Genomic DNA, 11,925 nt, shown 5'->3' on the forward strand with positions numbered 1-11,925 from the left:
CTATTTTCTAGCATTCAATCAGCAGATTAGCTTAGAATCTCAAAGCATTATTTTAATAATGAATGTCATCTCTAGGAAAAATCCAATGAAAAAAATCGCTCTTGTCTTTTCAATATTTATATCTAGCTTCGTTTTTCCTTTTACCGCTTTTGCCGATCCGACTGATCCTAAAGAAAGTATGGATATTTTTATTGGCACCTTAACTATTCAGGATAATAAAGCCATTTTAAAGCGATGCGATATTGCGCAGAATGAATATGTGTTGAAAGATGCGGATTGGTCTAAGCAAAAGGCCGTATCTGATTTTCTCTCCAAAGCCACAAAACTAAAACAGCCAATTTATGCAGAAGTAATCGCAGCGTATAAAAGCGAAAAAGATATCAACATTCTATTGGTTGATTCCATTGAAAATCTGACTGAAGCGAAAAGCTGTCATTTGGCCGATTTATTTTAAGGCTCAAAATACACGGCAGACTTTTAGCTCGAATATTTGTAATCGCAATACCGTTATTCACTAAACGTTTGCCATGTCTCAAAAGCATGTTTGCGATACAGCTTCAACTTGGAGAATTGAGGAATAATCGCTTCACTCTGCGTTGGTCTTAAAAATACAAAATCATCGACTTGAATATCACAATCCTTCGATACATTAACCAATTCTTGATTACTGCTACGCCCGTACAATGCATGGGTATGCGCTTGATTAGGATAGACATAATCAGCCAGCCAATAGCCCCCATAAATAAACAGCGCCTTACATTTATGTGGCAATTTATCCAATAAAGACATAGATGGCAGTTGAGTAAATGGCAGTATTTTTAATACAGGCGCAGCAATCCATAACGCAGGCTGTAATGCCCTTAAGAAATCACTGTCAAAATCACTTGGTTTTAATAGCATTGAGCCAAAGGACAAATCATTGCAAACACTTTCAGTGGTATGAAAGCTAAAGGTTGGGCTACCACCGCCATTAAAACAAAGCTCATCATGCCACAGCGTTGGGAACTGTTTTTGAATCAGTTGTTGATAACGGGCATAGGTCTGTTGGGAGCTTTGATAAGCCAATTCAGGCTTTTTAATGATGGCTGGAATTTTAGTGACATGTGCATCATAACCCATCAAACCAGAAAGCTTTAAATACTGCGGATACTGTTGAATCAGCTTTAAAATTTCGGTCAGTTGCTGTGTCGACTGTACCCCACCACGATGTAAACCAACATCAATTTCAATATTCACATCTAAGCAAAGAGAATAGAGCTGAGCGATCTCGAGATATTGCTGTAAGCGTTGCTTGGTATCAATCAGCCATTGAATTTTGGCATTCGACCACTCCGCATGCTGATCAAAAAAATGACGTACAGCTTGGGCAGGCATAGGCTTACCCAACAGAATATCGGCTTCGGCAAAATTTTCTAGGATCGAAACAATATGCGGTTGATGAAATACCATAAAGCGTTGCGTATTAAGTTGTTCAGACAACAACTTAAGTAGGTCTAGGCTTGCTAATGACTTGACCACCAAGCGTGCTTTTAAATGTTTGGCATGAGCAAGACGAATCTGAACATGTTGGATATTTTGTTTTAACGCTGCTTCATCGATGATCAGTTGCGGAATCGCAATCCCCTGCTTTTTTAGGTCGAGATTGAGTTGTTTAAAATAATGATCCAACATGGCTATACCTTTTTTATTTAATTGTGATTCTAAAAAACCATCTTATACGAGGGAATATCATCTACAACCTGAGCAAGCCAAAGCGACTAAAGCTTTGAGTGCAAGAAGTTTAAATATATCTTACCAAGCTTCAAACGCTTCTCAGGGTGAAACCAAAGTAATTCCAGCTGAAAGCTTAACCCTTAATTGGATGAGAACTCGACATGACTCCGTTAAGCACTTTCAGCTTATAAAATAACTCTATTTAACCTAAAAACAGCTTTTCCAGATAGGGATTTAAAAACTTGGCTTCTGGGTCCAACTGCTGGCGCAAAGCCATAAAATCATCCCACTTTGGATATAAAGCCCGAAGCTGTGTGCTGGTCATATGATGCATTTTACCCCAATGCGGACGCCCTCGATATTTCTGCAAAATCGGCTCAACCACATCAAAAATCAACTTCGGGTCTTGCTTATGATATTGATGCACTGAAATCGAAATGGAGTCCTGCTGATAAAACGGACTAAGCCAAATATCATCACCCTTCACAAAGCGAAATTCGAGCGGAAAAAAGGTGGCCACTTTATACTTTCTTAAGGCATGCAATATTTCATCCAAACACTCAATTCCACGATCAACAGGAATCTGATACTCCATTTCATTGAATTTGGTATTACGCGGCGTTGGAAATATCTTGCTCGACCAATCAACATAGGTGGTCGGTTTGACAAAGATGCCTAATAGCTTCTGTAAATAAGGATTCAGCGAAGGAAAGTTTTTGGTCAGTTCTGAACACAAAGTCAGCAAGGTATCATCCGATGGAAAATTTTCCTTCCGCGGCAAAACCGCTTCATCAGTCTCATCCAAAGTTTTTAGCATCAACTGCTTTTCATGGGAAAACACAAAGCACTCAATATGTCGATGCTGCTGCTTCCATTGCTGAATATGCTGCATCATGTCTTCTACCGGACACAGTTGAATATGCTCTTTGAGCTTATAGCGAGGGCGATTCTGCATGGTGATCTGAGTCAGGATACCCAAGCTTCCCAAAGACACCCGTCCTGCGGCAAAGATTTCAGGATATTCTGTGCGGCTACATTTCAGGATTTCACCAGAAGCCGTCAATAACTCAAAAGCTTCAACATAGGCCGAAATACAATGTAAATCTGCTCCTGTCCCATGTGTGCCTGTGGAGACAGCCCCCGCTAGACTTTGCTGATCAATATCGCCCTGATTCATCAAAGCCTGATTGATCGATTGCTGTTGCAGATGTTGATCTAGGTCATATAAACGTGTACCCGCATAAATGCTGCTCTGACATCGTTCAAGATCTGTCGATGCAATGCCTGCAATATGATCCAAAGACAATAAGATTGCATCAGTACAAACTAACGGAGTAAATGAATGTCCTGCACCGACTACCCTTATTTTTTGTTGCGCTTTAACAATGGACTGTAATTCTTGCACATTGACTGGTTGTAAAACCTGTTGCGGCATAGATTTTTGGAAACCTGACCAGTTCGTCCAGATGCCTTGTGTTAAATCACTCATACTGCCTCTCCTTGGCTAACGGCAGTTTTTACATTGCCATGGTTGGTGCGTTTTGCGAGTTCCTGTGCTTGAATCGGTTGTGGTCGTGTCATTTCATCGTAATGACGTTTATTTTTCTCTAATAACAATTGTTCAGCTAAACCTTTGAATTTGCTCTGACAGGCAGCTAGCGTCCATTGACCAAATAAGGTATGTCCACCTTCATAGGCTTGCGCTTGATATTCTTCATAGGTGGTGACATAACCCATATAATCATTACAGTAGGATGCTAACCAGACGTTTTCAATTGAAGCCTGTACGGCAAGCGTCTGTTTAACCGTATCAACCACACGCTGTCCTGCGATGGTGGTAAATTCTCCTGGACAGCAAATCAAAGCCAATTGACCTAATCGCACAATTTGTAACGGAACAACGCTTGGGACTAAAGGACTGTGCTGAATCGCTCCCGCTTTCACTTGTCGGTTCATTTCTGCAATCAACGGATCAAGAATACTCGGTGGAAAACCAATCGGTTGGCCTAAAATCTTTTTGGTGCCCGCTTCCAGTAAAATCTGTTTTGGCCCTTGAGAGGCATACAACTGCTGATAGTCTGCAAAATCAGCTGCTTTTGAATGCTTGGTTTTCTGTCTGCGAAATTGATCCGCTAAAAATTGCATCCCCATAATTAAGGGTTTGGGTGCACCTAAACCATCGACAGGCGTGCCTGCAAAAAATGCGGTGCCATGACAAGGCTGACTGGTCTTGGCATGCTTTTGACCCGCTGCAAACTCATTTGGAACTTCAATATTACTCAAGTCTATATAGGACAAAACAGCATCGATCTTGCCTTCGACTTTATGTAAATTTTTAGGAATATTTGACTGTAAAGCCGTCAAAGCCAGTTCACTTTGATAGCGCCCATTTTGTTGCGCGTATTGATATTCCTGCTCGCCTTTAATCTTATTGCGAATCTTGAGCTGGTCTTTGCCATGAAAATGCGGCGATACATCTCCCGCAGTTGCTTGAGCAAAAATCGTGACTGGATTTTGAATCCCTTGCTCAATTAAAGCCTGCTCAGAGAATGCAGCTGCATAGCCTTTATTATCGCCATCATAGGCGTTTAAAGAATTTCCCAAACAAGTTGCATGTACCCCAAATAAGGAAATAAAGGATTGTAGTTTTTGCTTACGATAGAAACCGATCAACTGCATTTCTCGGTTCAAGGCTAAATGCGTTTCAGCTTCGGTACGTGGCAGAACCTCTGGGTTACGATTATAGGCTTTGATTGAACGATTCCATGCGACAGGTGTCTGTTCTGGAAAATGCTGTGTACTGATAAAAATTTCAGTGTCTTGTTCAGACGCAATCGCATTTTGAATACTCTGTACAATCGCCTCAACAATTGCGTTTAAATGCTCAGGCACAAAACCAGGGGTTGGCATATTATATAGAGCTTCATGACCACAACCGCCAGGTCCTGAGTGAGTATGGGTTGCCATGAGGACCAATTGATTTTCATCAAATGGTGAATCTAGAATTTGTGTGAGTCGTGCTACGGTTTGGCTGCGTATGGCATGGGTAATACAACCTATGTCCAGACAACAGATGAGTAATCGGTTATGTTGTTGATCGACAATACTCACGCTACGCGCAAATAAAGCTGTGCGCTGCTCATAGGCCCGATGTGACCATTGCCCATAACCAAACATGGCATAACCTTTCGGTATAATTTTGATTTGCTGCTTGTCCCAACCCACCTGATACATCACGATTTCCTTTCAATTATTTTTCTAACTGTGTTAAAGCATGTTGAAAGTTAATCAAAATTATGCGATACCCAACAGGGTTAAAGACACTTTTCTTTGGGGGGCAAAACGGACTTATGCCTATACGTAGCAGCGATAAAAATGAACAACAGCAATTTATTCCACCCACCATTCTGGCGAGCCTGATCCATTATGCAGAGCAGCAACAGTGGGATTATGCTGCATGGTTTCAGAATTCAGGTTTAGACATTGCACAAATACAGCAAACCCAAGCTGTGGTTCGTTTTAGCCAACTCTGTGATGTGGTTGGTCAAGCCATGGCCACCTATCAACAACCTAACTTAGGCTTAAAGCTTGGCAGTAGCGAAGGTCTGATTTCGATGGGGATTTTGGGTTTTGCCATGCAATCGTGTAAAACAGTTGCAGATGCTCTAGACATTGCACTGCGCTACCATCGGATTTCTGGCAGTGTCTTGAATATCGACTTTTCCATCCACGCTGATCTTTGTGAATTGGAAGTCACTGAACCCTATCCCTGCAATGAACTGAAAGCCTTTTTTTATGATGAATTTTTTAGCAGCATCATCACCTGTTTAAACGCCATGTTGGGCGATCATGATGATGTGATCAGTCTTGAGCTCAGCTATTTACCACACGAATATCAACAACAATATAACGAACTCTTTGGCTGCCCAATTCAATTTAACTGTGATAAAAATATCATGCGTTTTAGCAATAGCCTGTTGCAGCGCAGCTTAAAAAATTACAGCCCTGCCAACTACGCAACTGCTATCCAAATCTGTGAACAGGCCCTAAAAGAAATAGACCAGCTCAACCAAGTCGGCTATGTGCATTTACTCGATCATTTGATTGAACAACATTTACCTGAACGTTTTGAGATGCAGCAAGCTGCTGAACAATTACGCATCAGCGAACGCCATTTAAGACGGCAATTATTATTGGAAGGTCTGAGTTTTCAACAAATTCGGCAAAATGTGTTGGAGCGTAAAGCTAAGCAATTACTGGAACAGAACCTATCCATGAGTGAGATTAGCCTGCAATTAGGTTTTAGCGAATTACGTGAATTTCGACGTGCCTTTAAACGTTGGACCGGGCAAGCGCCTTCGGTTTATAAACAAGAGACTCACCTTACTTAATATCTAAGAATAAAACGGTCTAGAAATTTCCAAGCTCAGATAAAAGAGAACCGGAAATGCCTTTTCTTGTAATTTTAAATTCTCGCAAATATTCACTACCGCGCTCGGCGGCATGGATGCCGCCAGTTTGGCTGTGATACAAGGAAGTATCATCAGCCAAACAAAGGATTTTTGTTACTTTTCATCCCTGAAAAGTAAGAGAGAAAACGAAAGCTTATCCAAGAATAAGATGAGATCTCTGTAAGACTCCACAAAGATGATCGAACTATAAAATAAAAAGCTCAGGATTTTACCTAAGCTTTCCAATCTAAATAAAGTCTTAACTTGCTGCTTGATAAAACGGTACATCACCATTAATCGTGGCACGATGCATAATCCGATGCGCATCACCATAATCAAATAACGCCTTATGCTGTGTACAACGATTATCCCAAATCGCCACATCACCTGCCTGCCACTGCCAACGTAAATGGAACTGCTCATTGGTGGCATGCGCAAATAAATACTGTAGCAATTCAGCGCTTTCAGTTTCATCCAGTTCATTAATACGCGTAGTAAACCCTTCACTCACGAACAAAATCGGCTGACCAGTTACAGGATGCGTTCTCACCACAGGATGAACAACAGGTGGATTACGCTTAAAGGTTTCTTCCAGTTTTTTACGCTCAACATCATTATGCGCGAAACGCTCAATCGGGAAAGACTGACGAATATCATGCGTTGCGGTTAAGCCTTTTAACTTTTGCTGTAAACCTTGATCCAAGGCAGCAAATGCAGCTGCCCCGCTTGACCAAAGTGTATCACCACCGACAGGTGGAATCTTGATGGCTTGCAATACACAACCCAATGGCGGTTTCTGACTGAAAGTCACATCGGTGTGCCATAGTTCATTGTCACGTAAGTCTTGTTTCCAGCTATCCAATACAATGATTTCAGGCACATTATCAATAGATGGATAGATGGGATGAATATGCAAAGAACCAAAACCACGCGCCAACTCCGCTTGTGCCTGAGGTGCAAGCTGCTGATTGCGGAAGAAAATCACATGATGATCCAGCAAAGCTTGTTGAATTTGTTGCGTCGTATTTTCATCAGCCGTGTTTAAATCAACATCGTGAATAATTGCACCAATCGTTGGTTTAATAACTTCAATATTTAAGGTCATCTTCTACTACTCACACTTATAACTGTTGGCCATACCAAGGAGATAATTGCTTCTGTAACCAACGCAAAAACAATTCAAAACTAACGGCGACAATCGCAATCACAATAATGCCCAGAACTACGGTATCGGTGATGAGGAACTGTGCCGCTGACTGCACCATAAAACCAATACCTCGATCAGCTGCAACTAATTCTGAAGCCACCAAGGTTGACCAGCCCACACCTAAACCAATACGAATACCCGTTAAAATATGCGGTAAGGCCGTCGGCAGAATCACATGCCAAAACACTTGGGATTGACTTGCTCCTAAAGACAAAGCGGCACGTTCACGATTGAGCTGATGGCTCAGTACACCATGGGTACTACTGATAATCACAGGTGCAAGGATCGAAAAGAAAATCAAAAGTACTTTGGTGGTTTCACCAATCCCGAACCAGATCACCAATAAAGGTAAATATGCCAAAGGTGGAATCGGACGCAATAACTCAACCAATGGATCAAGCACCGCACGCACCCATTTATTCAGCCCCATCCATAAACCTAAAGGCACACCAATGGCAATCGCGGCAACTAAAGCCAATAAGACACGGGAAATACTTGCTGCCAAATGCTGCCATAAGGTGGCTTTCATAAAACCTTGCTGACTGACTTCAAGGAACTTCTGCCATACCGCTTGTGGGCTTGGCAAAAATAAACTCGGGACAATTTTTAATGCCGTGATCAAATACCAGATCACCAGTACGCTCAAGACACTAGAAAGACTGAGCACTAAACTACGATGACGAATAAAGAAAGCCCCTATTGGATTAAAAACCGAAGTAGACTGTGCTTGATCCGTCGATTGCAATTCCTCGGCCTTACTCACTTCATAGGCTGTATTTTTTGCTTGCCCCGTCATACAGCCACCTCATGCCCTGCTTGTTTCTGCACACGTAGGCGTTCAAACAATTGCTCACGTAATTGAATAAATTTTGGATCCGATTTAATCGCACGAATCGATTCGCCTTGCTTATAACGCTCTGCAAAATCCAGTTTTAAAGTTTCGACAATCTTACCTGGACGAGCCGTCATCAACACCAATTGATTACTCAGCAATAGTGCTTCTTCAATGTCATGTGTAATCAGGAAGAAGGATTTATTTTGTTCAATCCATAAATCCAGCACCAACTGCTGCATGGTTTCACGGGTAAATGCATCAAGCGCAGCAAAAGGCTCATCTAGTAAAATGAATGCAGCATGGCTAATCAAAGCGCGAGCAATCCCAACCCGTTGTTTCATGCCACCTGACAATTCCCAAATATTGGCTTTAGCCACATGACTCAAGCCGACAATTTTAAGAATTGCATCGACTTGCTGTTGAATTTCTTGCTCTTTTAAACCTTTGAGCTGCAAAGCAAAACCGATATTTTCAGAGACATTTAACCAAGGTAATAGCGCATGATCCTGAAACACCACCGCACGACGTGCATCTGGTGCAGTGACAACTTCATGATCCAGTGTAATCTGCCCGGAACTTGGCTTTTGAAAACCCGCCAAAATATTCAGTAATGTTGTTTTACCACAACCAGACTCCCCCAAAATCACAGTCAAAGTGCCTTCGTCAATCTTCAGATTGATATCTTGTAATACAGGCACGGTCTGTTTTGGAAAGGTTAAATGAAGATGCTCGGCAGCTAATACGCTCATTTAGATCTCCTATGGCTGTAAGAATTGGGTGGTGACATTACCTTGATAATCAGGTTTTACTTGATCTACCTTGCCTTGGCTTTTGAGGAAGGTTGCTGTATCGAAAATATTTTTGGCAAACTCACCCGCTAAAGTTGCTTGTTGTTGCTGACCATTCAGATAAATATTGCCTGACAACAGTAAAGGAATATCTTTCACATCAGAGCCTGTCAGCTGAGCAATTTTCTGGATATTGTCCGCATTTTGTTCAAATGCTTTTGGATCCTGCTGATACGCTTCAACTTGTTTCAAGCTGGTTTTTACGAATGCTTTTAAGAACTCTGGATTTTTTTCAGCGAAATCTTTACGAACCACCCATAAATCATAGGTTGGTGCACCCCACTCGCCGACTTGTTTCGAGTCTGTTAATACATGACCACTGGCTTTGACTTTACTTAATGCAGGTTCCCAAACATAAGTTGCATCGATATCACCACGTTCCCAAGCTGCTGTGATTTCAGGTGGACGTAAGTTAATAATCTTGACTTGGTTATCCGCAATATTCCAATGCTTGAGTGCTGACAACAAGCTGTAATGCGTGGTTGAAACAAATGGTACGGCAATGGTTTTGCCAATCAAATCTTGAGGGTTTTTAATGCCTGATTTGTTACTCACCACCAATGCCTCTGAACCGCCTAATTTAGCCGTCACAAGAAAGACTTCAATCGGTAAATCACGACTTGCAGCAGCAGCCAGAGGACTAGAACCAATATTGCCGATCACCACATCACCCGAAGCCAATGCATTGACCACATCTGAACCTGCATCAAATTTTCGCCATTGAATTGCTTGATTACTATCACGTTCATAATCACCATTGGCTTGTGCAACCTTGGTTGGATCCACACCAGTTTGATAGGCAATCACTACTGCCTTGTTATTTTTAGACTGAACAGGTGCAGCATCTTTTTGATTTTGATAGACAATAAAAGCAACAATCGCCACAAGGACGATCGCTGTAACAATTAGCGGCTTAGAGTTTTTGATACCCATAATTAGATGATCTTTCAACAATATAGGCTTATGGTATGCGGCATGCTTTATGATTAAAAATAAGAAAAAGTGAGTTGCTTATTCCTTTATGAGATAAGAATAAGACTTAGGCAATTTTTGCTGTTTTTATATTCAATTGGTTTATTTTTAGTGTTGTTCCATTTAATTTCCCAACTAAGCCTTTTAAATATTTATCCCTCTGTTTAATTGAAAAGTAAAATATTTAATCCTGATAATTTCATCTCTAAATTAAATAAGCATTTTCATTTTAAAATATAACTCCAAACTATATTCCGAATAAGTTAATAAAAACCTATTATTTATCAAAAATAGATATATAAATAAATTTTGCTTATTTTCCTGAATATAAAAACAGTCCTAAGATAAAAACATCATCCCGCTGATGTATGAAAGGTTATAAAAATGAATGCTCAATTTGATTCTACTGATATAGCAGAATCGACATCTACGATTCACGGTTTATCAAAAAATCCACAAGATATCTTAGCGCGTGCGCAACATTATGCTGAAGAAAATGAACTCGATTTCACTGGCAGCGTTCCCCCACCTGAAGCTTGGTATTTGGTTGAACAAGGCCTAGCGGTATTGGTCGATGTACGTACCAATGAAGAACGCAAATTTGTCGGCTATGTCCCTGAAAGTATCCACGTCGCATGGGCAACGGGCACATCATTTAATCGAAACCCACGCTTTCTGAAAGAACTGGATAGCAAAGTTGGCAAAGACAAAACCATTCTGTTGCTCTGCCGTAGTGGTAAACGCTCTGCTTTAGCAGCTGCAGCAGCATTTAGTGCAGGTTTTGCCCAAGTTTATAATGTGCAAGAAGGCTTTGAAGGTGATTTAAACGAGCAACAACAACGTAATCAAAGCAATGGCTGGCGTACACATCAGTTACCTTGGTTACAAGACTAATGCTGCTTTTTTAAGCAATTATTTTACGATTTATTTAAGATCTCGTTTTGCAAGGAACTCGCGTGAGCCAATGGAAAATACAGCCTGTCGTCGAAGGCCTACAACAAGCACGACATGAATGGAGAGAGCGTCAACATCGCATCAAAGAATTTGGTGGACGTGAACTCCCATCTAAGGATGCGCTGAAGTCAATTTTAGATGATCTGTGTGGGATCTTATTTCCTATGCGACTTGGGCCGAGCGATCTACGCCAAGAAACTGAGGATTACTATATTGCCTATACCCTTGACCGTGTTTTGAATGAACTGTTTGCTCAGGTCAAGTTGGCTTTAAATTACGAAGCCAAAAGTCGAGTCAAACCGATCCCTGTTTCAAGCAATGAACGTCTGCTATATGAGCAGCAAGTCGCTTTGGCCCAAACCATCGTACAGGATTTTGCCAATACCTTGCCTGACATTCGCCGCTTATTGGATGCAGATGTCTGTGCTGCATATGAAGGTGATCCCGCAGCGCATAGCGTCGATGAAGTCCTCCTCTGCTACCCAGGTATTTTAGCGATTATTCATCATCGTGTAGCACATCAGCTCTATCACAGTGTACCGCTGCTCTCACGGATTATTTCTGAATTGGCTCATTCTGCAACGGGTATTGATATTCATCCGGGTGCGCAAATTGGGAAAGGCTTCTTTATCGATCACGGCACAGGTGTGGTGATTGGAGAAACCTCAGTGATTGGTGAATATGTCCGTATCTATCAGGCGGTGACGCTCGGTGCAAAACGGTTCGAACTGAATGAAGACGGAGCACTGAAAAAAGATTATGCCCGTCATCCGATCGTGGAGGACCATGTGGTGATTTATGCAGGTGCAACAATTTTAGGCTGTATCACCATCGGTAAAGGCTCAATTATTGGCGGGAATGTGTGGCTTACCCATAGTGTTGCAGCAGGCAGTCAGATTTTACAGTCACCAAGTGAGTCATTACATAATAGTAAAGTTTAATTTA

The 11,925-nt window shown here is 41.5% G+C and carries 12 protein-coding genes; 5 read left to right on the forward strand and 7 right to left on the reverse strand.

What is annotated here, in order from left to right; translation table 11 throughout:
- Window positions 1–85: 85 nt before the first annotated feature.
- Entirely contained in the window at window positions 86–454 is a 369-nt protein-coding gene (locus tag GBI66_RS00705; protein WP_004805549.1) for a hypothetical protein, read from the forward strand.
- 53 nt (window positions 455–507) lie between these two features.
- Here GBI66_RS00705 and GBI66_RS00710 read toward each other — a convergent pair whose 3' ends face one another.
- Window positions 508–1,671 (reverse strand): alanine racemase, encoded by a 1,164-nt coding sequence (locus GBI66_RS00710; protein WP_151714791.1) that lies wholly within the window; start codon window positions 1,669–1,671, stop codon window positions 508–510.
- Between GBI66_RS00710 and GBI66_RS00715 the strand changes: the two genes are divergently transcribed.
- A complete protein-coding gene (locus tag GBI66_RS00715) occupies window positions 1,670–1,909 on the forward strand; it encodes a hypothetical protein (RefSeq protein WP_151714792.1) in 240 nt (79 codons plus the stop codon). The genes GBI66_RS00710 and GBI66_RS00715 overlap by 2 nt on opposite strands.
- A 6-nt stretch (window positions 1,910–1,915) precedes the next feature.
- Here GBI66_RS00715 and GBI66_RS00720 read toward each other — a convergent pair whose 3' ends face one another.
- Both GBI66_RS00720 and GBI66_RS00725 read right to left on the reverse strand, forming a co-directional pair.
- Window positions 1,916–3,202, reverse strand: a complete 1,287-nt coding sequence (locus tag GBI66_RS00720; RefSeq protein ID WP_151714793.1) for a D-arabinono-1,4-lactone oxidase — start codon at window positions 3,200–3,202, stop codon at window positions 1,916–1,918.
- Complete coding sequence (locus GBI66_RS00725; RefSeq protein WP_151714794.1) at window positions 3,199–4,947, reverse strand: neutral/alkaline non-lysosomal ceramidase N-terminal domain-containing protein; 1,749 nt, start codon at window positions 4,945–4,947, stop codon at window positions 3,199–3,201. Before GBI66_RS00725 ends, GBI66_RS00720 begins: the two co-directional genes overlap by 4 nt.
- Window positions 4,948–5,009: 62 nt before the next feature.
- Between GBI66_RS00725 and GBI66_RS00730 the strand changes: the two genes are divergently transcribed.
- Window positions 5,010–6,104, forward strand: a complete 1,095-nt coding sequence (locus GBI66_RS00730) for an AraC family transcriptional regulator (RefSeq protein WP_151714795.1) — start codon at window positions 5,010–5,012, stop codon at window positions 6,102–6,104.
- A 319-nt stretch (window positions 6,105–6,423) separates the two neighbouring features.
- Here GBI66_RS00730 and tauD read toward each other — a convergent pair whose 3' ends face one another.
- Genes tauD through tauA form a run of 4 tightly spaced genes read right to left on the reverse strand, consistent with a single transcriptional unit; the run spans window position 6,424 to window position 10,005 of the window.
- Window positions 6,424–7,269, reverse strand: a complete 846-nt coding sequence (tauD, locus tag GBI66_RS00735; RefSeq protein ID WP_151714796.1) for a taurine dioxygenase — start codon at window positions 7,267–7,269, stop codon at window positions 6,424–6,426.
- Between the two features lie 16 nt (window positions 7,270–7,285).
- Window positions 7,286–8,167, reverse strand: coding sequence for a taurine ABC transporter permease TauC (tauC, locus tag GBI66_RS00740; protein ID WP_151714797.1), 882 nt, complete (start codon window positions 8,165–8,167; stop codon window positions 7,286–7,288).
- The gene (locus GBI66_RS00745; protein WP_151714798.1) at window positions 8,164–8,955 is read right to left on the reverse strand and encodes a taurine ABC transporter ATP-binding protein; all 792 of its coding nucleotides are present in this window, start codon (window positions 8,953–8,955) and stop codon (window positions 8,164–8,166) included. The genes tauC and GBI66_RS00745 overlap by 4 nt, the downstream gene beginning before the upstream one ends.
- Window positions 8,956–8,964: 9 nt before the next feature.
- Window positions 8,965–10,005, reverse strand: coding sequence for a taurine ABC transporter substrate-binding protein (tauA, locus tag GBI66_RS00750; RefSeq protein WP_171494238.1), 1,041 nt, complete (start codon window positions 10,003–10,005; stop codon window positions 8,965–8,967).
- A 405-nt stretch (window positions 10,006–10,410) separates the two neighbouring features.
- Here tauA and GBI66_RS00755 point away from each other — a divergent pair, with 405 nt between their 5' ends.
- Together GBI66_RS00755 and epsC are read left to right on the forward strand one after the other, a co-directional pair.
- Entirely contained in the window at window positions 10,411–10,920 is a 510-nt protein-coding gene (locus GBI66_RS00755; protein WP_004805540.1) for a rhodanese-like domain-containing protein, read from the forward strand.
- 62 nt (window positions 10,921–10,982) lie between these two features.
- Window positions 10,983–11,921, forward strand: coding sequence for a serine O-acetyltransferase EpsC (gene epsC, locus GBI66_RS00760; protein WP_004805539.1), 939 nt, complete (start codon window positions 10,983–10,985; stop codon window positions 11,919–11,921).
- The last annotated feature ends 4 nt before the right edge of the window (window positions 11,922–11,925 follow it).

It is taken from the genome of Acinetobacter sp. TUM15071, from assembly GCF_008980925.1.
In the GTDB taxonomy this organism is placed as follows: Bacteria; Pseudomonadota; Gammaproteobacteria; order Pseudomonadales; family Moraxellaceae; genus Acinetobacter; species Acinetobacter dispersus.